Here is a 25,755-nt window from a genome sequence, read left to right as displayed (position 1 = left end):
GGTCCGGTGCGTGGCGGCGGGCTGGAGGGGCCACTGCACCGCAAGGACGCGTGTGGCAGGAACACGAGACGCACCCACGGCGTTGACACGACATGAGAGGTCTGTGCGCAGGGGCGCAGACATCGAGAGAGACACCAGGAGACAGCCACATGGCAGAGCGCACGCTGCGCGGTACGCGCATGGTCAGTTTCAGCATGGAGACGACGGACAACGTCGTGCCCAGCGACCGTCAGATCACGGCCTACGTCTGCGACGACGGCCACAAGACGGAGCTGCCCTTTTCGGTCGAGGCCGACATCCCCGGCACCTGGGAGTGCCGCTGCGGCAAGCTCGGCAAGCTCGTTGACGGCCCCGAGCCGGAGATCAAGCCGGCGAAGCACGTGCGCACCCACTGGGACATGCTGCTCGAGCGTCGCTCGATCCCCGAGCTCGAGGAACTCCTCGAGGAGCGTCTGGCGCTGCTGCGCGCCAAGCGTGGCGAGAAGCCGCGCAAGCGCTCCGCCTGACCCACGCGGATGACGAAGGGGGCCGCCGCACCGGATCGGTGCGGCGGCCCCCTTCGTCTGTGTCCCGCCTCAGTCGTCGACGATCTCGCCCTCGACGACGTCTCCGTCGTGGTCGCGGGTGCGCCGCACCCGCGCCTCCCCCGGAGCGACGTCGAGGCCGACTGCGAGCAGCTTGCGGGCGACGACGGCCTCCAGCCCGATGCGCGCGATCGGACGGGTGAAGGGCAGGACGAAGACCAGCCCGACGACGTCGGAGACGAAGCCCGGGAAGGTGAGCAGCAGCCCACCGACGAAGACGAGGATCGCGTCGGCGATCTCGCGGCTGGGCATCTGCCCGCTGCGCAGGGTCGTGCGCAGCGCGGTGGCCGTACGCCGTCCTTCGCGTCGGAGCAACCACGCACCGAGGGCCGAGAGGGCGATGACGAGCAGCAGGGTCGGCCAGAAGCCGATCCAGCGGCCGACCGCGATGAGCGCAGCGATCTCGACGATCGCCCACACGATCAGAGCGAGCGGGATCCACGCCACCCGACGGCGGCGGCGCGGCGTCGGCCCGTGGATCACAGCCGGTGCCAGGTGGGCTCGCGGTCGAGGAGACGGCGCACCTGGCCCTTGCGGTGCGCGATGCCCCAGCCGGTGATCCGGGCCATGGACTCGCGCACGACGTCGCCGTCCATCTTGGAGTCGCCGATCTCCCGCTCGATGAAGGTGATCGGGAACTCGACGACCTTGAGCCCAGCCCGGACGGTGCGCACCGTCAGATCGGTCTGGAAGACGTAGCCGGCGCTCTCGACCTCGTCGAGGCCGATCGTGCGCAGGGTGTCGGCGCGGTAGACGCGGTAGCCGGCGGTCGCGTCGTTGACCGGCATGCCCAGGATCAGCTTGATGTAGAGGTTGCCGGCCATGCTGATCGCCTTGCGGTCCAGCGGCCAGTTGACGATCTTGCCGCCGAGGACGTAGCGCGAACCGATGACGAGGTCGGCGTCGGCGGCCTCCGCCAGCATCTGCGGCAGGTGCTCGGGGCGGTGCGACCCGTCGGCATCCATCTCGACCACTGCGTCGTAGCCGTGCTCCAGTGCCCAGGCGAAGCCGGCGAGGTAGGCGGCGCCGAGCCCCTCCTTGCCCTTGCGGTGCAGCACCTTGACCTGGGGGTCGGCCGCGGCCATGGCGTCGGCCACGTCACCGGTGCCGTCCGGCGAGTTGTCGTCGAGGACGACGACGTCGGCACTCGGGACCGCGGCGCGGGTCCGCTCGACGATGCGCGGGAGGTTGTCGCGCTCGTTGTACGTGGGGATCAGCACGGCGACCCGCTCGATCGGCGGACGCTGCACGGGGGTGGAGTCAGGCACCTGCGGAGGCTTCCTCGGTCTGGTCGGACGGCTCGTCATCGGACGGGGGCTGGTCCTCGACCCTACCCTCGGGGCGGTGGCGCAGGCGCCACGCCACGGCGAGGGCGAGCAACAGGGCACTCCCCCACTCGACCCAGGGACCGAGCCGGTCGGAGATCGTTAGCCCGCTGCGCAGGACGACGTCCTCGACGGGCTGCGCCGCGGTGAAGAGGTCGGTCGTCGGGGTGGTGCTGCCGTCGGGGTGGACGAATCCGGAGACCCCGACGGTCGACACGTGGGCGACGCTGCGCCCGTGCTCGATGGCCCGGATCCGCGAGATCGCGTACTGCTGGGTCGACTCCGCGGTGTAGCCGAAGGTGGCGTTGTTGGTCTGCACCACGAGGAGGCTGGGGTCCCCCTTCGCGTCGGCCTCGCGCACGGCCGAGCGCATCAGACCGTCGTAGGCCACCTCGAAGCAGATCGTGGGCACCGCGGAGAAGTCACCCTCGCGGCCCGGGACGGTGAAGGCGGCATTGCGGTCTCCCTTGGCGAAGCCGACGCGCACGAGGTCCACCTTGTCGCTGAAGAGCCGGTAGAAGTCACGGTGCGGGACGTACTCGGCGAAGGGGACGGGGTGCTGCTTGACGTACCGCTCGGGCTCGCCGCCGCCGGGCCGGTAGTACAGCGAGGCATTGGAGACGGCCGGCGCCGGCTCGTCGATGATCGCCCCCATGATGAGCGGAGTGTCCGTGGCGTCGAGGGCACGCTGGACCTGCTCGGCGGCGTCGGCATTGCGCAGCGGGTCGATGTCGGAGGAGTTTTCCGGCCAGATGACCACGTCGAGGTCGTCGTGGCGGGCGGCCAGCGCCTCCGTCCCGGTGACGTGGTTGGCGAGGACCTGGCGCCGCTCCGCGTTGAAGTCCAGACCGGCGCGCGGCACGTTGCCCTGCACGAGGCCGACCCGGGCCGTCGCGTCACCGCTCGTGGGGATCGGGACGAGAGCGGTGCCGACGACGGCCACCACGGCGATGGCGAGCGCGACCACAGGCGGTCGCCGGGTGACGACCACGAGCACGAGCGGGACCGCGACGAGGGCGACGGCGGCAGTGACGAGCGGCGCCCCGCCGATCGCTGCCCAGCGGGCGAAGGGGGTCTCCGCCTGCGCGAAGGCGATGCGGGCCCACGGAAAGCCGCCGTAGGGCAGCGTGCCGCGCATCCACTCCTGCAGGACCCACAGCACGGGGACGAGGAGGGCGGCGATCAGCTGGTGCCCGGCCCGCAGCAGCGGGCGCTGCACCGCCGCGAGCACGGCCCCCATGAGGGCCACGTAGAGCGCCTCGAAGGTCGCCAGGGCGAACCACGGGAACTTGCCGACGAAGATCCCCGACCAGCTGAGGGTCGGGACGAAGCAGGCCAGGCCCGCGACGAGCCCGAGGAGGAAGCCGACCCGGGCCGTGACATCCCACAGCGCGATGCCGACGAGGGCGACGCCGACGATCGCGAGGTAGCCCAGGTCGTGGTCGGGGAAGGCCAGCCACAGGCACAGGCCGCCGACGAGGGCGAGCAGCAGCCGGACGGGCAGGCGGCTGAGGGTCACTCCCACGGTGTGGTGAGGACGATCGTCGTGCGCGTCGAGACGCCGCCCTCGCTGCGGACCCGCGCCAGGAGCTCCTCGAGGTCCTGGGGGGTGCCGACGCGGACCCGGAGCAGGTAGTTGGCATCGCCCGCCACCGAGTAGCAGGCGTCGATCTCGGGGATGTCGCGCAGCCGCTCGGGGATGTCGTCAGGGTCGCGGGGGTCGAGCGGGGCGACGGAGACGAAGGCCGTCAGCGGGGTGCCGAGCGCGGTCGGGTCGATCGTCGCGGCGTACCCGGTGATGACGCCGCGCTCCTCGAGGCGCCGCACCCGCTGGTGGACGGCTGAGGTGGAGAGCCCGACGGCCTTGCCCAGGTCGGTGTAACTCATCCGCCCGTCGCCGCGCAGGAGCTCGATGATGCGTCGGTCAGCGGCTTCCATGGGTAAACCATAGGTCAGGGACATAGGGTCGGGGCATGTCCGATCCAGCTGGTGACCGTCTGCTCCTGCTCGACTCCGCCTCGCTGTACTTCCGGGCCTTCTACGGGGTGCCCGCACGCACGCCCGGCCCGTCGGGGCTGCCGACCAACGCGATCGCCGGCTTCCTCGACATGATCGCCACCCTCGTCACCCGCTACCGCCCGAGCCACGTCGTCGCCTGCTGGGACGACGACTGGCGTCCGCAGTGGCGCGTCGACGCGATCCCGACGTACAAGGCCCACCGCGTCGCCGAGGACCCCGCCGAGGGCGAGGAGGTGCCCGACGAGCTGAGCCCCCAGGTACCCGTCATCGCCGAGGCGCTCGCAGCCATCGGCATCGCCCGGGTCGGCGCGGCGGGCTACGAGGCGGACGACGTCATCGGCACCTACGGCATGCGCTACCGCGGGGTCATGCCCGTCGACGTGGTCACCGGTGACCGCGACCTCTTCCAGCTCGTCGACGACGCCTCGGCCACCCGGGTCGTCTACACCGCACGCGGTGGGGTGCGCGACCCCGACCTCGTGACGCAGGCCTTCCTCCGGGAGAAGTACGCCGTGGCATCCGGCGACGCCTACGCCGACATGGCCGCCCTGCGAGGTGACACGAGCGACGGCCTGCCCGGAGTCAAGGGCATCGGGGACAAGACCGCGGCCGCGCTCATCGCCGACTTCGGCAGCCTGGCCGGGGTCCGCGAGGCCCTGGCCGCCGGCGACCCGCGGATCAAGGGCGCTCGACGGGCCAACCTCGAGGCCGCGAGCGACTACCTCGACGTCGCGCCGCTCGTCGTGCGCGTCGCGCACGACGTCCCAGTGGGCGACGGCGACATCCGCCTCCCCCGCGACATCGTCGATCCAGCCGCGATGAGCCGGCTCGCCGTCGAGCACGGTCTCACCTCCCCCTTCGACCGGGTGGCGACCGCCCTGCGCGGCTGACCCCACCCGCGACCACGGACTCCCGCATTTCCCTAGGGAAATGCGCACAGGCCCCGTATTTCCCTAGGGAAATGACCGCCAGCCTGGTGATTTGCCTAGGGAAATGCGGGGTGGGGACGGGGTCAGTCGAGGCGGTCGGCGGCGACAACCCCCCGCATCACCTTGTCGACGGCCGTGCGGGCCACGCCGCGCAGGTGCGGCTGCGGGGCCGCGTCTCCGATCTGGTCGAGCAGGTCGACGACCTGCTTGCACCGCCGGACGAAGTCGCCCGCGGTCAGGTCCGAGCCCGAGAGCACCTCGTCGAGGCGCCGGCCGCTGGCCCACCGGTGCACCGCCCACGCCAGCCCACCGTCCGGCTCGCCGGTCTGCTGCAGGGCGTGCGCGCCCTCGAGCTCCTCGAGCTCGCTCCAGCGGCGCACCATGTCCTGCCAGGCGTCGGCCACGCCGTCCGTGGGCATCCGCGGGAAGGCGTCGTGCTCGTCGCGTCGGGGCTCGTGCACGAGCATCGACACGACCGCCGCGAGCTCGGCCGGGTCCAGCCGCGTCCACGCGCCCCCGCGCAGGCACTCGGCGGTGAGCAGGTCCTTTTCGGTGTACAGCCGCCGAAGTCGGGTGCCGAGGTCGGTGACGCTCTCGCCGTCCTCACCGAGGTACCCCAGGCCGACGAGCACCGTGCAGATGCGCTCGAAGGTCTGCGCCACCGAGTTGGTGCGCAGCTCGACCTTGCGCTGCAGCGCGGAGGTCTCGCGCTTGAGCTTCCACCACCGCGCGGCCCAACGGGCGTGCTCCTCGCGCTCGGGGCACTGGTGGCAGGGGTGTGCCTTGAGCTCGCGGCGCAGCTGCTCGATCCGCTCGTCCTCCCCCTTCGCCGTCTCGACGGCCTCCCGCCGCACGCTCGGCGCGTCCTCGTGCGGCGCCTTGATCCGCAGCGTCGCCGCGAGGTCGGACCGCTGCTTGGCCGACTTGGGGTTGAATCCCTTCGGGATCGCCAGACGGCCGAAGGGGGCCAGCGGCCGGTCGAGGTCGGCGGCGGTGAGGCGTCGCACCTGCTTGCCCTCGGTGAGCACCGTCGGTGCGCTCGACTCCCCCTTGTACGAGCGTGGCGGGGCGATGACGACCGCCAGGCCGGCGCGTCGGCCGCCGAGCCGGACGATGTCACCGACCCGCAGCTCCTCGAGCGACACGGCGATCTCCGCCCGCCGGTTGGCACTGCGCTTGCGCGAGCCCTCCTTCTCGAGATCGGTGATGCGTCGCCGCAGCGCGGCGTACTCGCGGAAGTCACCGACGTGGCAGTGCATCGCCTCGGCGTAGGCCTGCAGCGACTCCTGCTGGTCACGGACCTGGGTCGCCAGCCCGACAACCGCCCGGTCTGCCTGGAACTGCGCGAAGGAGGTCTCGAGCACCTCCTTGGCCGTCTGCCGCCCCACCTGGGCGACGAGGTTGACCGCCATGTTGTACGTCGGGCGGAAGCTCGAGCGCAGCGGGTAGGTGCGGGTCTGGGCCAGCCCGGCCACAGCCATCGGGTCCATCCCCCGCGACCACACGACGAGTGCGTGCCCCTCGACGTCGATGCCGCGCCGGCCCGCGCGGCCGGTCAGCTGCGTGTACTCCGCCGGGGTGATCTCCACGTGTGACTCGCCGTTGAACTTCACCAGCTTTTCGAGCACGACCGTGCGCGCCGGCATGTTGATGCCCAGAGCCAGGGTCTCCGTGGCGAAGACCGCCCGGATGCGGCCGGCGGTGAAGAGCTCCTCGACGACCTCGCGGAAGAGCGGGAGCATCCCAGCGTGGTGGGCCGCGAAGCCTCGCGACAGCCCCTCGACGAACTGGTGGTAGCCGAGGACGTCGAGGTCCTCCCCCGCGAGCACCGCGGCCCGCTCCTCGACCGTGCGCCGGTTGCGCTCGCCCTCTCGCTCGGAGATCAGGCGCACGTCGTTGCCGAGCAGCTGCCCGACGGCGCCCTCGCACCCCGCCCGGCTGAAGATGAAGGTGATGGCCGGCAGCAGCCCGTCGCGGTCGAGCTCACGGATGACCTCGGTGCGCGACGCGGCGCCACCGAAGCGACCTCCCCCGCCACGCGGACCCGGCGCGGTGTGCCCACCCCGACCGCGCGCGTCGCGACGGTCCCGGCCACCGCGCCGGTCACGACCACCACGGCCGTGCCCACCTCGACCACCGCGACCGGATCCCCCTTCGTCACCGGTGGAGCGCAGCCGCGAGCGGATCGCGTCGAGCAGCTCGGGGTTGACCTTGGCCGGCGAACCCTCGGCGGCGCCGGCCTCGTCGACGAAGAGGTCGTGGACCTCGCGACCCACCTGCATGTGCTGCCACAGCGGGACGGGACGCACCTCGGAGACGATGACCTCGGTACCGCCGCGCACCTCGGCGAGCCAGTCACCGAACTCCTCGGCATTGCTCACCGTCGCCGACAGCGAGATCACCTGCACCGAGCGCGGCAGGTGGATGATGACCTCCTCCCACACGGCGCCGCGGAAGCGGTCGGCGAGGTAGTGCACCTCGTCCATGACGACGAAGGCGAGGGTGTCGAGGGTCGTCGACCCCGCGTAGATCATGTTGCGCAGGACCTCGGTCGTCATGACGACGATCGGTGCCTCGCCGTTGATCGAGGTGTCGCCGGTGAGCAGCCCGACGTTGTCGTGGCCGTGGCGGGCGGCGAGCTCGTGGTACTTCTGGTTGCTCAGCGCCTTGATCGGCGTCGTGTAGAAGGCCTTCTGCCCCCGGACCAGCGCCAGGTGGACAGCGAACTCGCCGACGATCGTCTTGCCCGCGCCGGTCGGCGCGGCGACGAGCACGCCGTGCCCGGCCTCCACGGCCTCGCAGGCATCGCGCTGGAAGGGGTCGAGCTCGAACCCCACCGAGTCGGCGAAGGTGGCCAGCTGGCCCCTGCTGCGACGGCGGGCGGCGGCATATCGGTCGGCGGGCGAGGACATGCCCCCACGCTATGCCAGCGGCGTCAGCGCAGCGGTGAGGCCTGGTCGTCCGGCAGGTCCGACCAGTCCGGCTCCTCGCCGGCCTCGACCCGCCGCTTGTCGATGAGCAGGCAGACCCCGAGCGCGATGAAGTACAGCAGGCACAGCGGGCCGGCGAGCAGGAACATCGTGAAGGGGTCCGGCGTCGGCGTGATCACCGCGGAGGCGATGAAGATCAGCAGGATCGCCACCCGCCAGGACTTCTTGAGCGTCTTGCCCGAGAGTACGCCGATGGCGCACAGACCGACGAGGAAGACCGGCAGCAGCCAGGCTAGGCCGAAGGCGAGGATGAAGCGGGTGATGAAGGTGAAGTAGTCGCTCGCCTGCTGGATGTTGCTCGACTTGTTGTCGTCCGGCGTGAAGCCGAAGAGGATGAGCAGCGCCTTGGGCAGGGTGACGTAGGCGAAGTAGCAGCCGCCGAGGAAGAGTGGCAGCGCCGTCGCGAAGACGCCGATCGACATCCGCTTCTCACGCTTGGTCAGCCCGGGCAGGATGAAGGCCCAGATCTGCCAGACCCAGATCGGGCTGGCGAGGATCACGCCGGTGAAGAGAGAGAGCCCGAGCTGGGTGGTGAAGGCCGAGGTCGCGTTGCCGAAGTTCAGCGTGACGACGCTGTCGGGGTTGGCCCTCTTGTACTCCGTGAAGGGCAGGGTGAGCTGCTCGTAGACCGTCGGGTAGATGATCCACGCGACGATCGCGCCGAGGACGATCGCCGCGGCCGAGACCATCAGCCGGTTGCGGAACTCGATGAGGTGCGCCTTGAGCGGCATCCGCCCCTCGGGGTCCTTGGGCGTGCGTGGGCTACGAGCCATGCGGGTTGAGGACGAAGGGGGGTGGCTCAGGCCACCGGGCCGGACTGGTTGTCCGTGCGGGGCTTGGCCTCGTCGATGACGGCGTTGCCGTCGGCGGTCGGGGTGCTGCCGCCGTCGCGGGCCTTCTTCGCCTCCTCGCGCTGACGGTCCTCTTCCTTCATCTCGTTGACCTCGGCCTTGAAGACGCGGGCGGACTTGCCGACGCTGCGCGCGGCGTCCGGGAGCTTCTTGAAGCCGAAGAGCAGCAGGATGACGAGCAGGACGAGAATGATCTCCATCGGTCCGATGCCGCTGAGCATGGAAACGCCTTTCGTAGCCGGTACTTCGTCAGTGTACGACCCGGTGAGGGGCCGTCGGGTGTCGCCTCACGACGCACCGTATGCGCTGAGGGCGTCGGCCACTGCATGTCCGACGACGGTGCGCAGGTCCGAGGGCGCGACGACCTGCGCCCCACCGCCCAGCCGCAGCACGAGACGGCGGAGGAATCCCTCGTTGCTCGTCGGGAGCGTGACGAGCAGATCTTCACCCGCCGTTTCGCGAGATGTCACCGGGTAGTACTCCGCGACCCAGTGGGCGGACGGCGCGAGGCGCAGGGTGACCGGCAGGTCGGCGTCACTGGCCTGGTAGGCGCCGGCGCTGAGGTCGCGACCGGTGATGCCCTCGGGCAGCCGGGCCGGCACGTCGAGCACCTCGAGGTCCTCGATCCGGTCGACGCGGAAGAGGCGCACGTCCTGCGCCCGGTGGCACCAGCCCTCGAGGTACCAGTGACCGTCGACGTGGGCCAGCCGCATCGGGTCGACATCGCGCTCGGTGCGCTCGTCGCGACTCGGGACGACGTAGGACAGGTGCACGCGGCGGCCGGCGGTCACGGCGTCGCGCAGGGCCGCTGTGGTGCGTCCGACCTCGGTGTCGTCCTCGACGACCACCACCCGGTCGACCCCGGGGATCGCCCCGGTCGCCTCCTCGAGCTTGGCCAGGGCACGCTCGACCGCGCTGGAGTCGCCGGCGCCGCTCGCGGCGAGCGAGCGCAGCCCGACGATCAGCGAGATCGCCTCGTCGACGGTGAGCCGGAGCGGGCGGGCGATGGCATCGGCATTGGTGACGAAGACGCGGCCGCCCTCGTAGCTCGCCTCGATCATCTCGTCGGGCATCTGCCCGTACCCGCACATGAAGAGCAGGTCGAGGTCCTTGGTCAGCTGCTCCTCGCTGATCCCCAGCCCGGCGGCCGCCGCGGAGATCTCGATCCCCTGGCGGCTCACGAGCCACGGGACCATCGTCAGCAGCCGCTGGACGCGGCTCGTCGCAGACTCGACACCCTGACGACTCATCGGGGGCTCCCTTCGTGCTGGGTGGCGACGGCCCGCAGCCGGGAGACGACGGCCTCGCGCAGCTCGGTGGGCTCCTCGACGACGACGTCGGCGCCGTGACTGGCGATCTCGTCGGCGAGCCAGCGCAGGTCACCGTGCTCGAGGCGCAGGCGGTCCCACTGCGGCTCGGCGTGCTCGACGCGCGCGGCGCGTCGGCGCAGCCCGTGGCCCGCGCCGACGCGCACGCGCAGCACCGCCGGCAGCGGCTGGGGCTCGCGGCCGTCGACGGCGGCGATCATGCGCACCGGGTCGACGTCGTCGGGCGGGGCGACGGTGATCGACTCGCGGGTGACCGTGACGGTCGAGGTGATCCGCGACAGGCGGAAGACGCGCGCAGCCTCTCGGTCGAGGTCGTGGCCGACGAGGTACCACCGACCGTGCCACGCGGTGAGGTACCAGGGCTCGACCCGGCGCGGGGCGGCTCCGCCGGTCCCGGGGCGGGCGTAGTCGAAGCGGACGGCGACCCCCGACAGCACGGCGTCCTTGAGGGGCTCGAAGGCCGGCTCCGCGCCACCGAGCCGCGGCTCGAGACCGGCGAAGGGGTCCTCCCCCACCTCGTCGTCGGCCGCGACCTTGCGCCAGGCCGTCGCGGCGGTGCCGGCCATCGTCGCGTGCGCCCAGGCGCGGCTCGCGAGCCCGACGACGGCGCGCTCGTCGGCGGTGAGCTCGACGGGCGGCAGGGCGTAGTCGCGCTGGTCGATGCGGTACCCCTGCTCGTCCTCGAAGGAGCCGATGTCCTCGGTGACGAGCGGGATGCCCATGGCGCGCAGGTCCTCCTTGTCGCGCTCGAACATCCGGTCGAAGGCCTCGTCGGACTCGACGAGCTGGTAGGCCTCGACCATGCGACGGATCCGCTGCTTGGGCAGCGGCATCCGCGACGAGAGCAGGCTCATCGTCAGGTTGAGCAGTCGCTCCGTCTTGGCCGCGGGGGTGTTGGGTGCCGCCACGTCGCTCCCTTCGTCACGCTGAGGCTAACCTGCCGCACATGATCCACTGGCGCAGCGGCGTGGTCCGCGAGGTGACCCGTGCCCGGCGCGGCGCGGTCCGGCTGCGCGTCGAGGTCGACGGGGCGGACGTCCCCGCGCTGGCCCTCACCGAGGCCGTCGGCTCTCCGGAGCCCGGCGACGAGGTGCTGCTCAACATCTCGGCCCTGCGCCGAGGTCTCGGGACGGGCGGCATGGCGCTCGTCGTCGCCGACGTCACCCGCCCGCCCGCCGACCCGGCAGACGGCCCCGGGCACATCGTCAAGGCGCGCTACACACCGCTGCAGCAGATGGTCCTGGCCCTCGAGGAGCAGGAGTCACCCCACCACGAGACGATGCGCGAGCACCCCGACATCGCCGGCGGCGACCTGCGCGGGCTGCCGGTCGTCGTGGCCGAGCTGCACTCGGCCCTGCCAGCCGTCCTCGCCGGCATCCGGTCGGTCGCGCCGCAGGCGCGGGTCGGGTACGTCATGACCGACTCGGCGGCTCTCCCCTTCGCCCTCTCCGACAGCGCGGCCCGGCTCGTCGAGGCCGGCTGGCTCGCGACGACGATCACGGCAGGGCAGGCCTACGGCGGGGAGCACGAGGCGATCACGGTGCACTCGGCGCTCCTCGCCGCCCGGCACGTCCTCGGATGCGACGTCGTCGTCGTCGCCCAAGGGCCGGGCAATGCCGGCTCGTCGACGACGTGGGGCTGGTCCGGGCTGTCCACCGGCGACGTGCTCAACGCGGTCCACGTCCTGCGCGGGCGGGGCGTCGTCGTGCCGCGGGTCTCCGGCAGCGACCCGCGCCCACGGCACGTCGGGCTCTCGCACCACACGGCCACCGTGGTCTCGCGGGCGCTGCTCGGTGGGGCCGACGTCGTCGTCGCGGACTCGACCGCGGCGCCCTGGCCGGATGTCCGTGAGCAGCTCGAGACGGCGATCAGCACGTCGGCCGGCGCGCCGCACCTGGTACCGCTGCCCCTCGACGGGATCGCCGAAGCGCTCGCCACGAGCCCGGTCCCGCTGACGAGCATGGGCCGGAGCGCGACGGAGGACGTCACCCCCTTCGTCACCGCGGCCCTGGCCGGCCAGCACGCCGCAGCCCTGCTCCCCTGAACTCCCGCATCTCCCTAGGGAAATGCGCACGCCAGCCGCATTTCCCTAGGTAAATGCGCGGCCCCCGGCGACACCTCCCTGAGGAGATGCGCCGGGGGCGGGTGGAGCAGGGGTGAGGTCGGGGTCAGCCGACCTTGACGAGGTCCACGACGAAGATCAGCGTCTCGCCACCCTTGATGGCAGCGCCGGCGCCGCGGTCGCCGTAGCCGAGGTGCGGCGGGATGGTGATCTTGCGGCGACCACCCTCCTTCATGCCGAGGAGGCCGTCGTCCCAGCCCTTGATGACCTGGCCGATGCCGGCGGTGAAGGCGAGCGGGGCGCCGCGGTTCCACGACGCGTCGAACTCCTCACCGGTCGAGTGGGCGACGCCGACGTAGTGCGCCTGGATGGGTGACCCGGGGGTCACCTCGGCACCGTCACCGACGGTGATGTCCTCGACGACGAGGTCGGTGGGCGCCTCGCCCTCGGGGAAGTCGATCTCGGGCTTGGTGGTGCTGGGGTCGAAGGGCATGTGGCTCTCCTTGTCGTGGGTGTGGCGGGGGTGGGGTCGGGTCAGGGTGCGCTGAGGATGTCGACGACGAAGACGAGGTCCTCGTTGGGCTTGATCGAGCCGTCCGGGGTGCCCTGCTCGCCGTAGCCCTCCTTGGACGGGACGACGACGAGCAGACGGTCGCCGACCTTGGAGCCCTCCACGGCCTTGTCCCAGCCGGGGATGACGCCCTGCTGACCGACGACGAAGGGGAAGGGCCCGCGGCCCTCCTTGAAGGAGCTGTCGAAGACCTCACCGCTCTTGAACTTCACGCCGGTGTAGCTGACGTACACTTGGTCGCCCTTCTTGACCGTCTTGCCGGTGCCCTCGATGAGCTTCTCGGTGACGAGCTTCTTCGGCTTGGGTGCGTCCTTGGGGATGGTGATGTCAGCGGGCGCGTCGGCCTTCCACTTCACGGTCGGCAGGGTCTTGTCCTTGGGCGTGACGGCCTTGCCCTTCGCCTCCTGCGGCATGATGCCGCGCACGTCGTAGACGAGGACGAGGTTGTCCTTGCCGTCGACGCCGTACTGGGGCATGCCCTGGTCGCCGAAGAGGTCCTTGGGCGGCATGACGGAGACGCCGTGGGCGCCGACCTTCTGCCCCTTGATCGACTTCACGAGGCCCGGCAGGGCGCCCTCGTTGCCGAGGGAGAGGACGATCGGGGCACTCGTGTACGTCTCGGAGCCCTCGATGGCCTTGCCGTCCTTGCCGGAAAACATGGCGAGGTCGACCTCGACGTAGGCGTCGTCCGGCAGGGTCTCGCCGGACCCCTCGTCGAGCACCTTGCGCGTCGTCTCGGTGACGCTCAGCGGCTTGTCCTCGATCGAGATCGACGGCGCCTTCTTGCCCTTGGCCTCCGTGATGTCGATGTCCTCGACCTTCTTGGTGTCCTCCGGCTTGGGGTCCGCGAGGGTCACCGGCGAGGACTCGGACGACGAGGCCGACGCGTCGGTCTTGCCGTCACTCGTCGCGTCGGTGTCGGAGTCACCGCCACAGGCACTGAGCGCGAGCACGGCGGCGGCGGACACCGCGGCAGCGGTGGTCAGTCGGGGGGACTTCGGCACGATCAACCTCGATGTGTGGGAAACGCGTTGGCCACGGCAGCCTAACCACCGAGTCTGGACACTGCCTGACTCAGGGGCCCGTCGGGGTGGGCCGCGACGCCAGCAGCTCGAGCAGCCGGTCGACCCGCTCGTCCACCGCGCGGAAGGGGTCCTTGCACAGCACGGTGCGCTGCGCCTCGTCGTTGATCTTCAGGTGCACCCAGTCGACGGTGACATCACGCCCGTGCTCGCGTGCCGTGCGGACGAAGTCGCCGCGCAGCCGTGCACGCGTCGTCTGCGGCGGTACGTCGACCGCCTCGCGGATCTGCTCGTCGGTGACGACGCGCGCGATCTTGCCCGCGCGCTGCAGCACGTGGTGGACGCCGCGGCGCGGGTTGATGTCGTGGTAGGCGAGGTCGAGCTGGGCCAGACGCGGGTCGTCGAGGTCGAGCCCGTGGCGGCTCGCGTAGGCGTCGAGCAGGCGGTACTTGATGACCCAGTCGATCTCGGTGCCGACGGCGGCCAGGTCGTCACGCTCGATCGCGTCGAGCGTGCGCTCCCAGAGGTCGAGCACCCGTGTGCTCACCTCGTCGTCGATGCCCTCGCGGGCCGCGTGCTCCGTGGCCCGGGCGAGGTACTCCCCCTGGATCTCGAGGGCACTCATCCGCCGCCCGTCGGCGAGCTTGACCGGGGTGCGTCCGGTCGGGTCGAGGCTGATGTCGCGGATCGCCCGGATCGGGTTGTCGAGCGCCATGTCCGGCAGGGCGACGCCCTCCTCGAGCATCCGCAGCACGAGGTGGGCGGCGCCCACCTTGAGCAGCGTGGTCGTCTCGGTCATCGCCGAGTCACCGACGATGACGTGCATCCGGCGGTAGTGCTCCGCGTCGGCGTGCGGCTCGTCGCGGGTGTTGATGATCGGCCGCGAGCGGGTCGTCGCCGACGACACCCCCTCCCAGATGTGGTCGGCTCGCTGACTGACCGAAAACCGCGCGCCGCGGGGCGAGGGCATGATCTTGCCGGTGCCGGCGATCAGCTGGCGGGTGATGAGGAAGGGCAGCAGCCCGTCGGTGACGGACGCGAAGTCCGAGGTGCGCTGCACGAGGAAGTTTTCGTGGCAGCCGTAGGAGTTGCCCGCGGAGTCGACGTTGTTCTTGAAGACGTAGATCTCCCCCGCGACGCCGTCCTCCTCGAGCCGAGCCTGGGCGTCGTCGACGAGGTCCTGCACGACGAGCTCACCGGCCCGGTCGTGGGCGATGAGCGTGGTCAGGTCGTCGCACTCGGCGGTCGCGTACTCCGGGTGGCTGCCGACGTCGAGGTAGAGACGGGAGCCGTTGGGCAGGAAGACATTGCTCGAGCGGCCCCAGGTGACCACCTTGCGGAAGAGGTAGCGCGCCACCTCGTCGGGTGTGAGCCGCCGCTGACCGTCCGAGACCGCCGTGATGCCGAACTCGGTCTCGATGCCGAAGATGCGCCTGTCCACGTCTGCAGGCTAACCGTCGCCGCGAAGGGAGCCACGCACCCGCCGGAAGCACCGCCGGGGACGGTGCCGCTCCAGCACTGCGGTCTCGAGGGCGTCGGTCGGCAGCAGCCCGCCGGCGTCGCCCCCTTCGGCCGAGCCGGAGAGGACCTCCACGGCGAGCCGGTGGGCGTCCTCGAGGTCCATGCCCGGCCGCCACTGCTCGTCGAGCAGCTCGTTGAGCCGGGCGCTGTCGCCGCCGACCGCGACCCAGCCGCGCTCGTCGGCGATGGATCCGTCGTAGGTGAGGCGGTAGATCCGGTCGTCGGCGACTGCGCGACCGACCTCGGCGACGACGATCTCGACCTCGTAGGGCTTCTGGTCCTGGGTGAAGACGGTGCCGAGCGTCTGCGCGTAGGCATTGGCCAGAGCACGGGCCGTGACGTCGGAGCGGTCGTAGGAGTAGCCCCGCAGGTCGGCGTAGCGGATGCCGGCGACCCGCAGGTTTTCGAACTCGTTGTACTTGCCGACCCCGACGAAGGCGATGCGGTCGTGGATCTCGCTGATCTTGTTGAGCGAGCGGCTGCTCGGGTTGTCGGCGACGAGGAGGATGCCCTCGTCGTAGCCGAGGACGACGACCGAGCGGCCGCGGGCGATGCCGGCACGGGCGAACTCCGCCCGGTCAGCCATGACCTGCTCCGGGGATACGTAGAAGGGTGGCTGCGTCATGCGCGGGCACCTCCCCCGTGACGGTCCGCGAGGACCTGCGTGACGACCTGCTCGCACTTCGCGTCGTCGACGAAGGAGACCCCCGACGCGTCGACGACCCCGACGACCGGCCAGATCCGGCGGTGGACGTCCGGGCCCCCCGTCGCGGAGTCGTCGTCGGCGGCGTCGTAGAGCACCTCGACCGCCACCCGCACCGCGGCAGCCCGGTCGAGGTCCGGGTGCCAGAGCTTCTTCAGGGCACCGCGGGCGAAGAGCGAGCCGGAGCCGACGCTGTGGTGCTCCTGCTCCTCGTAGCACCCGCCGGTGACGTCGTAGGAGAAGATGCGGCCCGCCCCCAACGCGGCGTCGTACCCGCCGAGCACCGGCAGGACGGACAGACCCTGCATGGCCAGGGCGAGGTTGCCGCGGAGCATCGCCGCGAGACGATTGGCCTTGCCCTCGACGGACATGACGACGCCCTCGACCTTTTCGTAGTGCTCGAGCTCGACCTGGAAGAGGCGCACCATTTCCAGGGACACGCCCGCCGTGCCGGCGATGCCGATGAGCGAGCTGTCGTCGGCCGCGTGGATCTTGCGCATGTCACGGTTGGCGATGAGGCTGCCCATGGTCGCGCGGCGGTCGCCGGCCATGACCAGACCGCCGCTGCAGGTCAGCGCGACGATCGTCGTGCCGTGCGGCGCGTCGACGACTCCCGCCGCTCCCGTCGCCCGGCCCCCGGGCAGCAGGCCCGGGTCGACCGCGGCGACGAAGTCCGTGAAGGAGGAGCTGCCGGCCGCGAGGTAGGCGGCCGGCAGTCGTCCGTCGACGGGGTCGCGGCTCACTGGCCGCCCTTCTGCACGAAGCCCTTGACGAACTCCTCGGCATTGGCCTCGAGGACACCGTCGATCTCGTCGAGCACGGAGTCGACCTCCTCGTCGCGCGCGGCGTTGGTCGCCGCGACCTGACCGAAGCCCGTGTCCGGCTCGACGTCGTCGCCGCCACCGCTCGACTGGGGACGGATCTGCTCCTGGGCCATCGTTGCTCCTTCGCTACGGGTCGTGCCCCGACCCTATGCCCCGAGGCCGGCGACGAGGGAGTCCACGTCACCGCCCGAGACGAGGGCCTCCGTGCCGTCCCGACCGAGGGCCAGCGGGTCGGGCATCGCCACGCGGACCACGTGCCCGGCTCGCGGCAGCCGCAGCACGAGGGCGTCCCAGGACGCGGAGACGACCTGCTCGCCGAAGGCCTCGACCACCCGCCCGCGCAACCACGCGCGGGTGTCGGCCGGTGGGGTCGAGACGGCCGCCTCGACCTCGGCGTCGGTCGTCAGCCGGGTGATCCGGCCCGCGGCCTCGAGCTTGTGGAAGATGCCCTTGTCCGGGCGCACGTCCGACCACTGGATGTCGATGGCGCGCAGCCGGTGGTCGTCCCACGCCAGACCGTCGCGGTCGCGGTAGCGCTGCAGGAGAGCGAGCTTGGCGACCCAGTCGATGTCGGCGGCGGCGTCGAGCGGGTCGCCGGCGAGCAGGCCGAGCAGCCGCTCCCAGTGGTCGAGGACCTCGTCGGTCGCCGGGTCGCTGCCCTCGCGATCGACGAAGGCGCGCGCCATCTCGAGGTACTCGGCGAGGATCTGCACCGCGGTGAGGTCGCGGCCGTCGCGCATCCGCACCGTCGCGCGGCAGGTCGGGTCGTGCGAGACCACCCGCAGCGCCTCGACGGGGTGGAGCACCTCGAGGTCGCGGTCCACGGCGCCGGCCTCGATGAGCCGCAGGACGAGCGAGGTCGCGCCGACCTTGACCAGACCCGCGACGTCGGCCTGGTTGGCGTCGCCGATGATGACGTGCAGCCGGCGCCAGCGGTCGGGGTCGGCGTGCGGCTCGTCGCGGGTGTTGATGATCGGCCGCTTGAAGGTCGTCTCGAGACCGACGGTCGCCTCGAAGAAGTCGCTGCGCGAGGAGATCTGGTAGCCAGCCCGCTCGCTCTCCTGGCCGATGCCGACCCTCCCGGCGCCGCAGAGCACCTGCCGGACGACGAAGAAGGGGGTCAGCTGCGCGACGATCCGCTCGAAGGGGGTGCTCCGCTCGACGAGGTAGTTTTCGTGCGTGCCGTAGGAGGCGCCCTTGCCGTCGGTGTTGTTCTTGTAGAGGTTGATGCCCGGCTCGCGTCCGGCCAGCCGGGCGACGACCTCGCGCATGACCAGCTCGCCCGCACGGTCCCAGATGAGCGCGTCGCGCGGCGAGGTCACCTCCGGCGAGGAGTACTCGGGGTGTGCGTGGTCGACGTAGAGGCGCGCGCCGTTGACGAGCACGACGTTGGCGAGGGTCGGGTCCTCGACGTCGGTGAGCTGGGAGGCGTCGGCGCGCGAGCGCGGCAGCTCGAAGCCGCGCGCGTCGACGAGCGGGTGCTCGTCGCTGTAGTCCCACGCCCCGTGACCGGAGCGCAGTCCGTGCGCCCGCGCATAGGTCGTGACGACCTCGCCGGACGCGGTCATCGGGTTGGCCCAGGGCTGCCCCGGCACCGCGATGCCGTACTCGGTCTCGATGCCCATGACCCGCCGCACGCTCATGGGCCCACCCTAGGTGCGGTCCCTCGCGAGCAGTCCGAAGACCCACGAATCGGAGACGACCCCGTCGACGACGCAGTCCTCCCGCAGTGTGCCCTCGAGGACGAAGCCCAGCTTGTGCAGGACTCGCCCGCAGGCGATGTTGCGCGTGTCCGCCATGGCCTCGACGCGGTTGAGGTCGAGGGTGGCGTACGCCCAGTCGAGCAGGGCCGCGCCGGCCTCGGTCGCGTGACCGTGACCCCAGGAGGCCTGCCCGAAACACAGGGTCAGCTCCGCGCTGCGGAAGGTCGGGTCCCAGCTGCTCACCCCGCACCACCCCAGCCGCTCACCGTCCTGCACCCTCTCGACCAGCACCCGCGCACCACTCCCTTCGGAGGCGGCGCTGCGGGACTGGTCGACGAACCTCTGGGCCATCGACGGATCCCTCCACGGCGGCTCGTCCCAGTAGCGCAGGACGAAGGGGGCGGACATCAGCTCCCAGAGGAAGCCTGCGTCCTCGTCCTCCAGGGGGCGCAGCCGCAGCCGCTCGGTCACCAGGGTCGGGGTCACCAGACTCATGACGGCCATGCTCGTGCAACGGGCCCCGGGGCACCACCGACTTTCGGGGCCAGATCCCTTCGAGACGGTCGCTGGGCGACCTCCTCAGGGATCGAGGGGCCAGGGTCGCTGGGCGAACTCCTCAGGGATCGAGGGCCAGGGTCGCTGGGCGACCTCCTCAGGGACCGGGGGGGGGAGGTCTCGCTGGGCGACCTCCTCAGGGACCGGGGGGGGGAGGTCTCGCTGGGCGACCTCCTCAGGGACCGGGGGAAGCGAATTTGCCTAGGGAGATGCGCACACCAGCCAGCCCGAGACCTCCTCAGGGGTCGGACGAGGAGGCCGCATGCTGGAATGGGGCGATGAGGACGACGTGGATGCCGTGGCGGACGCGGGTGCTGGGGTGGCTGACCCGCAAGGGCGTGCCCGCCGAGGAGATGACGGCCGCCCAGCTGTCGCGGATGCGCGCCAACATCCCGATGCGGGCCCCGTACACGTGGTTCTTCGGACGCCCCGAGCGCGGCGTGACCTCGCAGACCCGGCGGATCGCGGCCCGCGACGGCCACGAGCTGAAGATCCGGGTCCACCGCCCCGAGGCCGACGGGCCGCTCCCGCTGCTCATGCACTTCCACGGCGGCGGCTTCGTCCTCGGCCACATGGGCGTCTACGACCCGCTGTGCACGCGGATCGCCGCGCAGGCACGGGTCGTCGTCGTCACGGTCGGCTACCGGATGGCTCCCGAGCACCGCGCTCCCCTGGCGGCCCACGACTGCCTCGACGCCACCCGCTGGGCGATCGAGCACGCCGCCGAGATCGGCGCGCGCACCGATGCCGTCGGGGTGACCGGCGACAGCGCCGGTGGCAACCTCGCCGCCGGCATCGCCCAGACCCTGCGCGACGAGGGCTTCCCCGGACTGCGGCACCAGGCCCTCGTCTACCCCGCGCCGGACCTCACCGACCGCGAGACCGACGACCTGCAGCTGCTCAACCAGCGCTACCCGGTGCTCACCCCCGACATGATGCGGTCCTTCCGCAGCCTCTACCTCGGTGAGGAGGGCGACGACCGCGACCCCGTCATCTCCCCCGCTCTCGGTGACCTCACCGGTCTGCCGCCGGCGCTCGTGCAGACGGCTGAGGTCGACCCCCTTCGTCCCGACGGCGACGCCTACGCGCAGGCGCTGCGTGAGGCGGGGGTCGAGGTCCGCCACACGACCTACCGCGGCGCGCCCCACGGCTACCAGACCTTGCCCGGGCTCGCACCGGCCGCCCAGCCCGCTCTCGAAGAGCTCATCGGCGAGATCGCCCACCACCTGCACGAGGAGCACCCGTGAAGCGCCCCTACCCCGGCCTGCCCCCGCTCGTCGCGACCCTGACGACCTTCCTCGACAACATCGGTCGGGTCTCGATCGTCGACGCCACGCTCGACGACATCCGCGCAGCCCGAGCCAAGGTCTACCCGACCACTCCCCCCTTCTCGTGGATCACCGGGCGGGTGCCCTCGGGCGTGACGATCGACGAGAGCTCCGCGCCGGCCCGCGACGGGGCGAGCATCCCCCTGCGGTGGTACACGCCGGCCGGACGAAGGGAGGACCGCCCCCTCCTCGTCTACCTCCACGGCGGCGGCTGGGTCCAGGGGTCGACCCGGATGTACGACCCGCTGTGCGGCCACCTCGCGGCCGAGCTCGACGCGGTCGTCGTGAGCGTCGACTACCGGATGGCGCCCGACCACCGGGCGCCGACGGCCTCGTACGACGCGATCGACGTCGTGCGCTGGCTCCACGACCATGCCGACCACGGCGTCGACCGGGACCGGATCGGTCTGTGCGGCGACTCCGCCGGCGGCAACCTCTCCGCCATCGTCGCCCAGCAGCTGCGGGACCTGCGCACGAGTGCCGGCGAGCCGGTGATCCGCCACCAGGCGCTGATCTACCCTGCGACGGACCTGACGATGGCCTCGCCCTCGATCAGGGAGCACGCCGACGGGGCGATCCTCACCGAGGACAAGATCATCGCCTTCCGCACCCTCTACATCGGCGACGCGCAGGACGCGGTCGCCTACGCCGACCCGATCGTCTCGCCGCTCTTCGGCGACGTCACCGGGGTCGCCCCGGCCCTGGTGCAGACCGCCGACCTCGACCCGATCCGCGACGACGGCCTGCGCTACGCCGAGGCCCTGCGCGCCGTCGGCGTCGAGGTGCGCGTCACCAACTACCTCGGGCTGCCGCACGGCTTCGCGAGCTTCCCGGGGGTGGCCCGAGCCGGCGCGCAGAGCCGTCACGAGCTCGTCACCGAGATCCGACGGCACCTCGTCGGGGGTGACGGCCGTGCGTGAGCGGGACGAGCCCCTCACCGCCCCGCGGGGCCGGACCGCCCTCGCGGCCGGCGTCGACGTCCTCGTCGTCGCCGTCTTCACGCTCATCGGGCGGCGCACCCACGAGGAGCCGCTCGACCCCGCCGGCTGGTGGGACACGGCCTGGCCCTTCCTCGGCGGGCTGGCTCTCGGCTGGCTCGTCGTCGTCCTGTCGAGCCAGACCTGGCCGACCCGCTGGTGGCACGGCCTGACGGTCTGGATCGCCACGGTCTTCGGTGGGATGGCCCTGCGCGACATGGTCGGTCAGGGCACGGCCCTGCCCTTCGTCATCGTCGCGACGATCTTCCTCGGGGTCACCCTCGTGGGCTGGCGCCTCGTCCTGTGGGCGATCGATCGGCGCCGCCCCCCCCGCCCCGCAGGAGCGCCCGCGCAGCCAGCGTCGCGGCCGGGTGCCCACGCAGCACACCCGCGTCGGCGACCCGCTCGACCTCGAGTCGCTCGAGGGACCGCGCGACGAGACCCGCGGGCGCGGGCTCGTCGACCCGGCCGACCGCGACCGGGTCGTCGACGAGCTCGGGATCCGCCAGCCCCGCTCGCGCGAGGACCGCTGAGGGGACCGCCCCGGCCGTCAGAGGTACTGGCCGGTGCGCGAGCCGGTGTCGATCGAGCGCCCCGGTTCAGCGCCGCCGGACTTGCCGCCGATGAGGGTGCGGATGTAGACGATCCGCTCGCCCTTCTTGCCCGAGATCCGCGCCCAGTCGTCCGGGTTGGTCGTGTTGGGCAGATCCTCGTTTTCCTTGAACTCCGTAACGCAGGCGTCGAGCAGGTGCCCCACGCGCACGCCCTCGGTGCCGGTGCCGAGGAAGTCCTTGATCGCGGACTTCTTCGCGCGGTCGACGATGTTTTGGATCATCGCGCCCGAGTTGAAGTCCTTGAAGTAGAGGATCTCCTTGTCGCCGCCCTGGTAGGTCACCTCGAGGAACTGGTTGTCGTCGGACTCCGCGTACATGTGGTCCACGGCCGCCTCGATCATCCCGTCGACCGTCGCCTGCCGGTCGCCGTCGTGCTCCTCGAGGTCCTCCGGGTGCAGCGGCAGGTCCGCGGTGAGGTACTTGGTGAAGATGTCTCGCGCGCCCTCGGCGTCGGGGCGCTCGATCTTGATCTTCACATCGAGCCGCCCCGGCCGCAGGATCGCGGGGTCGATCATGTCCTCGCGGTTGGTCGCCCCGATGACGATGACGTTGTCCAGGCCCTCCACGCCGTCGATCTCGGCGAGCAGCTGCGGGACGATCGTCGTCTCGACGTCCGAGGAGACCCCCGAGCCACGGGTGCGGAAGAGGCTGTCCATCTCGTCGAAGAAGACGACGACGGGGGTGCCGTCGCTCGACTTCTCCCGGGCCCGGTGGAAGATCAGGCGGATGTGCCGCTCGGTCTCGCCGACGTACTTGTTGAGCAGCTCCGGGCCCTTGATGTTGAGGAAGTAGGCCGTCGCGCTCTCCTGACCGGTGCGCTCGGCCACCTTGCGGGCCAGCGAGGCCGCGACCGCCTTGGCGATCATCGTCTTGCCGTTGCCGGGAGGACCGTAGAGCAGGACCCCCTTCGGCGCCTTGAGCTGGTGCCGCTCGTAGAGGTCGGCATGCAGGTAGGGCAGCTCGACGGCATCGCGGATCGCCTCGATCTGCTCGCTCAGCCCCCCGATGTCGTCGTAGCCGAGGTCGGGGACCTCCTCGAGGACCAGGTCGGCAACCTCCGCCCGCGGGATCCGCTCGACCGCGATGTTGCTGCGCTGGTCGACGAGGACGGCGTCACCGACCCGCACCTGCTTGCCCGTGACCCGGGCGCCGCGGCGCACGACCCGCTCCTCGTCCTGGCGCATGAGGACGAGCAGCCGATCCTCGTCGAGCACCTCCTTGACGACGACCACCTCGCCGGCGACGTCCTCCGGGTGCACCGACACGATGTTCATCGCTTCGTTGAGCCGCACCTCGCGGCCGACCCCGAGCCCCCCCGACTCCACCGCCGGCGAGACCGCGACGTGCATCTTGCGGCCCCCGCTCAGCACGTCGGCGCTGCCGTCGTCGTGGACGTCGACGACCACCGCGTAGGACGAAGGGGGCTGGGCCAGGCGCTCGATCTCCTCACGCAGGGTGACGATCTGCTGGCGAGCATCCTTGAGGGTCCGCACGAGTCGTTCGTTCTGCGAGGCCACGCTCGCCATCTGCGACTGCTGGTGGGTGAGCTTGTCCTGCAGTGCCCGCACGTCCTGGGGGGTGGGCTCTGTCGTCATCTGTCGTGCTCCCTTCCCGCCGAGGTGACGGCGCTCTGGGTCCCAGTGTCCCCCTTCGCCTCACCGTGGGGTCGGGGGGACCACACCTCGGGCGAGCTTGCGCATCTTCTTCTCCGAGGCGACCCGCTCACCGAGGGCCTCCGACGTCCACTCGGCGTCGTCGGCGCCGGGCATCGGCTCGGGGGCCACGTCCGGCTGGCCGGACTCCTCCTGGGCCGCGTAGCCCTTGCCCGGGCGACGCTTGCGCATCGGCGGCGTCACGCCTGGGGCGAGGCGGCGGGTCGTGATGAGGAAGCCGGTGTGGCCGTGCATCCGGTGCTGCGGGCGCACGGCGAGACCCTCGAGGTGCCAGCCGCGCACGAGCGACTCCCAGGCCTCCGGCTCGGTGAAGGTGCCGAAGTCACGCATCGCCTCGGCGACCTTGCTCAGCTGGGTCGCGGTCGCGACGTAGCAGATGAGGACCCCGCCCGGAGTCAGCGCGTCGGCGACGACCTCGAGGCACTCCCACGGCGCGAGCATGTCGAGCACGACACGGTCGACGGAGCCCGGCTCGACCGCCGACGGCAGCGACTCGACGAGGTCGCCCACGGTGACGGACCACGCCGGGTGGTCCTCCCCGAAGAAGGCCTGCGCATTGGCCCTGGCGATCTCGGCGAAGTCCGCCCGCCGCTCGAAGGACAGCACCCGCCCCTCGTCGCCGACCGCGCGCAGCAGCGACATCGACAGCGCACCCGACCCCACACCGGCCTCGACGACCGTCGCCCCTGGGAAGACGTCGGCCATCTGGACGATCTGGCCCGCGTCCTTGGGGTAGACGACGGCGGCGCCGCGCGGCATCGACATGACGTAGTCGGACAGCAGCGGTCGCAGCGCGAGGTACTCGGTGCCCGCCGTGTTGGTGATCGTCGACCCGTCGGGCGCACCGATGAGGTCGTCGTGCTTGACGTGCCCGCGGTGGGTGTGGAACTGCTTGCCCGGCGTGAGCGTGATCGTGTGCAGGCGCCCCTTGGGGTCGGTCAGCTGCACGCGGTCACCTTCACGGAAGGGGCCGCGGCGGTAGGCGGATCCGGTGGCGGTCATGGTCGGCGAGTCTAGTTGCGTCCGAAGGCCGCGTTGACCCGCTCGACCCGCACGATGCCCCGCAGCGCTCCCCCTTCGGTCACCGCGACGACCCGGCCGCGCGACTCCTGGAAGGCGGTGACGAGGTCGACCGCTTCGTGTCCGGGGACGAGCTCGACGGCCCAGCCCTCCGGCGCCGCGACGGTCACGGCGGAGACCGGGGTGCGGTCGACGGCGTCAGGGGCGATCCCGCGCAGGGCGTCGTGGTCGATGACCCCGGCCGGCCGGCCCGCCTCGTCGACCACCACGGGCAGGGCACGAAGGGAGGTCAGCTCGCCCACCGGGGCGTCCCGGCGTATCGGTGCGGCCGGCTCGATCAGCGAGCGCACGTCGAGGCGGTTGATCTGCTGCAGCGCCCGGCCGTGGGCGATGGCGGAGGTCGCCCCGGTCCACAGGAAGCTCCCGACGAGCGCGGTCCACAGGACCGTCGTCAGCTGCGGTGAGCGGCCGGCCAGCAGGGGTACGCCGATGACGGCGACGACGATGACGACGACCAGACCGCGGCCCAAGACGCCGGCGACGACCCGGGCCCGCCCCTGGTCACGGGTCACCGCCCACACGCCGGCCTCGACGATTTGCCCGCCGTCGAGGGGCAGGCCCGGCAGCAGGTTGAGCACCGCGAGCGCGCCGTTGACGAAGGCGATGCCGCCGAGCACCAGTCCGGGGATGCCCGACCCGAGCACCGTCGAGGCGACGAGGCAGACGATGGCGATCACCGCATTGGTCAGCGGGCCGACCACGGCGATGGCCGCGGCCGTGGCCGGGGTCGAGCGCGCCGCCTCGAAGGCCGTGTGCCCGCCCCAGAGGTCGGCCACGACCCGGTGGACCGTGTGCCCGAAGGCGCGTGCGGTCACGGCGTGGGCCGCCTCGTGGGCGAGGACGCTCAGCAGGAGCGCGAGCGCGTAGACGACCGCGATGCCGTACCCGGTCACCGGGCCGTGCGCCTGCGCGCTGCCCGGCCCGACGATGAAGACGATGAGTCCACCCATGAGCAGCCAGGACCAGCCGAGGTACACGGGGACCGAGCCGATGGTGGCCAGACGGATGCCTCGGGGGTGCTCCTGGGGGGTCTCGGCCATGCCCAGACCCTAGGCGAGGAGACCGAATGGTGATAATGGCGGTTGCCCATCGAGCC

General features: G+C 71.6%; 26 protein-coding genes and 1 pseudogene. 7 read left to right on the top strand and 20 right to left on the bottom strand.

What is annotated here, in order from left to right:
* The first annotated feature begins 149 nt into the window (after positions 1–149).
* Positions 150–506, top strand: coding sequence for an RNA polymerase-binding protein RbpA (locus tag AB4Y78_RS05250; protein ID WP_007924267.1), 357 nt, complete (start codon positions 150–152; stop codon positions 504–506).
* A gap of 69 nt (positions 507–575) precedes the next feature.
* On the opposite strand, the gene AB4Y78_RS05245 is transcribed toward AB4Y78_RS05250, so the two are convergent.
* The 4 genes from AB4Y78_RS05245 to AB4Y78_RS05230 are packed head-to-tail and all read right to left on the bottom strand — an operon-like array spanning position 576 to position 3,847.
* Positions 576–1,067 carry an FxsA family protein gene (locus tag AB4Y78_RS05245; protein WP_265229424.1) on the bottom strand — a complete coding sequence of 164 codons (492 nt, stop codon included), beginning with the start codon at positions 1,065–1,067 and terminating at the stop codon, positions 576–578.
* Positions 1,064–1,852 carry a polyprenol monophosphomannose synthase gene (locus AB4Y78_RS05240; RefSeq protein ID WP_259908979.1) on the bottom strand — a complete coding sequence of 263 codons (789 nt, stop codon included), beginning with the start codon at positions 1,850–1,852 and terminating at the stop codon, positions 1,064–1,066. Before AB4Y78_RS05240 ends, AB4Y78_RS05245 begins: the two co-directional genes overlap by 4 nt.
* A complete protein-coding gene (lnt, locus tag AB4Y78_RS05235) occupies positions 1,845–3,428 on the bottom strand; it encodes an apolipoprotein N-acyltransferase (protein WP_441736918.1) in 1,584 nt (527 codons plus the stop codon). The genes AB4Y78_RS05240 and lnt overlap by 8 nt, the downstream gene beginning before the upstream one ends.
* Positions 3,425–3,847, bottom strand: a complete 423-nt coding sequence (locus tag AB4Y78_RS05230) for an Lrp/AsnC family transcriptional regulator (protein WP_007924259.1) — start codon at positions 3,845–3,847, stop codon at positions 3,425–3,427. The genes lnt and AB4Y78_RS05230 overlap by 4 nt, the downstream gene beginning before the upstream one ends.
* A gap of 35 nt (positions 3,848–3,882) precedes the next feature.
* Here AB4Y78_RS05230 and AB4Y78_RS05225 point away from each other — a divergent pair, with 35 nt between their 5' ends.
* Positions 3,883–4,818, top strand: coding sequence for a 5'-3' exonuclease (locus tag AB4Y78_RS05225; protein ID WP_007924257.1), 936 nt, complete (start codon positions 3,883–3,885; stop codon positions 4,816–4,818).
* Positions 4,819–4,940: 122 nt separating this feature from the next.
* Here the strand turns inward: AB4Y78_RS05225 and AB4Y78_RS05220 are convergent, their stop codons facing one another.
* From AB4Y78_RS05220 to AB4Y78_RS05200, 5 genes are all read right to left on the bottom strand, one after another.
* Positions 4,941–7,769: a DEAD/DEAH box helicase gene (locus AB4Y78_RS05220; protein ID WP_441713177.1), complete on the bottom strand. Its 2,829-nt coding sequence runs from the start codon at positions 7,767–7,769 to the stop codon at positions 4,941–4,943.
* A 23-nt stretch (positions 7,770–7,792) separates the two neighbouring features.
* Entirely contained in the window at positions 7,793–8,620 is an 828-nt protein-coding gene (gene tatC, locus AB4Y78_RS05215; RefSeq protein ID WP_259908975.1) for a twin-arginine translocase subunit TatC, read from the bottom strand.
* A gap of 26 nt (positions 8,621–8,646) precedes the next feature.
* On the bottom strand, positions 8,647–8,919 hold the full coding sequence (gene tatA / locus AB4Y78_RS05210; protein ID WP_441736915.1) for a Sec-independent protein translocase subunit TatA: 273 nt from the start codon (positions 8,917–8,919) through the stop codon (positions 8,647–8,649).
* 66 nt (positions 8,920–8,985) lie between these two features.
* Positions 8,986–9,948, bottom strand: coding sequence for a helix-turn-helix transcriptional regulator (locus tag AB4Y78_RS05205; protein WP_282071355.1), 963 nt, complete (start codon positions 9,946–9,948; stop codon positions 8,986–8,988).
* Positions 9,945–10,934 (bottom strand): helix-turn-helix transcriptional regulator, encoded by a 990-nt coding sequence (locus tag AB4Y78_RS05200; RefSeq protein WP_265229421.1) that lies wholly within the window; start codon positions 10,932–10,934, stop codon positions 9,945–9,947. Before AB4Y78_RS05200 ends, AB4Y78_RS05205 begins: the two co-directional genes overlap by 4 nt.
* A gap of 38 nt (positions 10,935–10,972) precedes the next feature.
* On the opposite strand from AB4Y78_RS05200, the gene AB4Y78_RS05195 reads away from it, so the two are divergent.
* On the top strand, positions 10,973–12,070 hold the full coding sequence (locus AB4Y78_RS05195; protein ID WP_441713175.1) for a DUF3866 family protein: 1,098 nt from the start codon (positions 10,973–10,975) through the stop codon (positions 12,068–12,070).
* Between the two features lie 124 nt (positions 12,071–12,194).
* On the opposite strand, the gene AB4Y78_RS05190 is transcribed toward AB4Y78_RS05195, so the two are convergent.
* The 8 genes from AB4Y78_RS05190 to AB4Y78_RS05155 form a co-directional block, all read right to left on the bottom strand.
* Positions 12,195–12,581 (bottom strand): FKBP-type peptidyl-prolyl cis-trans isomerase, encoded by a 387-nt coding sequence (locus tag AB4Y78_RS05190; RefSeq protein WP_007924242.1) that lies wholly within the window; start codon positions 12,579–12,581, stop codon positions 12,195–12,197.
* 41 nt (positions 12,582–12,622) lie between these two features.
* A complete protein-coding gene (locus AB4Y78_RS05185; protein WP_282071350.1) occupies positions 12,623–13,663 on the bottom strand; it encodes an FKBP-type peptidyl-prolyl cis-trans isomerase in 1,041 nt (346 codons plus the stop codon).
* Positions 13,664–13,733: 70 nt separating this feature from the next.
* Positions 13,734–15,122 (bottom strand): Pup--protein ligase, encoded by a 1,389-nt coding sequence (gene pafA, locus AB4Y78_RS05180; protein WP_441713174.1) that lies wholly within the window; start codon positions 15,120–15,122, stop codon positions 13,734–13,736.
* Between the two features lie 9 nt (positions 15,123–15,131).
* Complete coding sequence (prcA, locus tag AB4Y78_RS05175; protein WP_441713173.1) at positions 15,132–15,827, bottom strand: proteasome subunit alpha; 696 nt, start codon at positions 15,825–15,827, stop codon at positions 15,132–15,134.
* Positions 15,824–16,648: a proteasome subunit beta gene (gene prcB / locus AB4Y78_RS05170; protein ID WP_441713172.1), complete on the bottom strand. Its 825-nt coding sequence runs from the start codon at positions 16,646–16,648 to the stop codon at positions 15,824–15,826. Before prcB ends, prcA begins: the two co-directional genes overlap by 4 nt.
* A complete protein-coding gene (locus AB4Y78_RS05165) occupies positions 16,645–16,842 on the bottom strand; it encodes a ubiquitin-like protein Pup (RefSeq protein WP_007924235.1) in 198 nt (65 codons plus the stop codon). The genes prcB and AB4Y78_RS05165 overlap by 4 nt, the downstream gene beginning before the upstream one ends.
* A gap of 33 nt (positions 16,843–16,875) precedes the next feature.
* Positions 16,876–18,372 carry a depupylase/deamidase Dop gene (gene dop / locus AB4Y78_RS05160; RefSeq protein ID WP_441713171.1) on the bottom strand — a complete coding sequence of 499 codons (1,497 nt, stop codon included), beginning with the start codon at positions 18,370–18,372 and terminating at the stop codon, positions 16,876–16,878.
* A gap of 9 nt (positions 18,373–18,381) precedes the next feature.
* Positions 18,382–18,927, bottom strand: a complete 546-nt coding sequence (locus AB4Y78_RS05155) for a GNAT family N-acetyltransferase (protein ID WP_441713170.1) — start codon at positions 18,925–18,927, stop codon at positions 18,382–18,384.
* Between the two features lie 338 nt (positions 18,928–19,265).
* Between AB4Y78_RS05155 and AB4Y78_RS05150 the strand changes: the two genes are divergently transcribed.
* From AB4Y78_RS05150 to AB4Y78_RS05135, 4 genes and pseudogenes are all read left to right on the top strand, one after another.
* Complete coding sequence (locus tag AB4Y78_RS05150; RefSeq protein ID WP_259908962.1) at positions 19,266–20,234, top strand: alpha/beta hydrolase; 969 nt, start codon at positions 19,266–19,268, stop codon at positions 20,232–20,234.
* A complete protein-coding gene (locus tag AB4Y78_RS05145) occupies positions 20,231–21,235 on the top strand; it encodes an alpha/beta hydrolase (protein WP_441713169.1) in 1,005 nt (334 codons plus the stop codon). Before AB4Y78_RS05150 ends, AB4Y78_RS05145 begins: the two co-directional genes overlap by 4 nt.
* A pseudogene (locus tag AB4Y78_RS05140) lies at positions 21,219–21,581 on the top strand (DUF3054 domain-containing protein); the annotation flags it as partial. The gene AB4Y78_RS05145 and the pseudogene AB4Y78_RS05140, both read left to right, overlap by 17 nt.
* 82 nt (positions 21,582–21,663) lie before the next feature.
* Complete coding sequence (locus tag AB4Y78_RS05135) at positions 21,664–21,825, top strand: hypothetical protein (RefSeq protein WP_441713168.1); 162 nt, start codon at positions 21,664–21,666, stop codon at positions 21,823–21,825.
* A gap of 17 nt (positions 21,826–21,842) precedes the next feature.
* Here the strand turns inward: AB4Y78_RS05135 and arc are convergent, their stop codons facing one another.
* Genes arc through AB4Y78_RS05120 form a run of 3 tightly spaced genes read right to left on the bottom strand, consistent with a single transcriptional unit; the run spans position 21,843 to position 25,699 of the window.
* Positions 21,843–23,501 carry a proteasome ATPase gene (gene arc / locus AB4Y78_RS05130; RefSeq protein ID WP_441713167.1) on the bottom strand — a complete coding sequence of 553 codons (1,659 nt, stop codon included), beginning with the start codon at positions 23,499–23,501 and terminating at the stop codon, positions 21,843–21,845.
* A gap of 60 nt (positions 23,502–23,561) precedes the next feature.
* Entirely contained in the window at positions 23,562–24,581 is a 1,020-nt protein-coding gene (locus AB4Y78_RS05125) for a tRNA (adenine-N1)-methyltransferase (protein ID WP_040880507.1), read from the bottom strand.
* An 11-nt stretch (positions 24,582–24,592) separates the two neighbouring features.
* Positions 24,593–25,699 (bottom strand): site-2 protease family protein, encoded by a 1,107-nt coding sequence (locus tag AB4Y78_RS05120; protein WP_441713166.1) that lies wholly within the window; start codon positions 25,697–25,699, stop codon positions 24,593–24,595.
* Between the last annotated feature and the right edge of the window lie 56 nt (positions 25,700–25,755).

This window comes from Janibacter sp. RAF52 (assembly GCF_052114035.1).
Taxonomy (GTDB): domain Bacteria; phylum Actinomycetota; class Actinomycetes; order Actinomycetales; family Dermatophilaceae; genus Janibacter; species Janibacter hoylei.
Note: the sequence above shows the minus strand (reverse complement) of the source record. Positions and strands in the feature narration are given on the sequence as shown.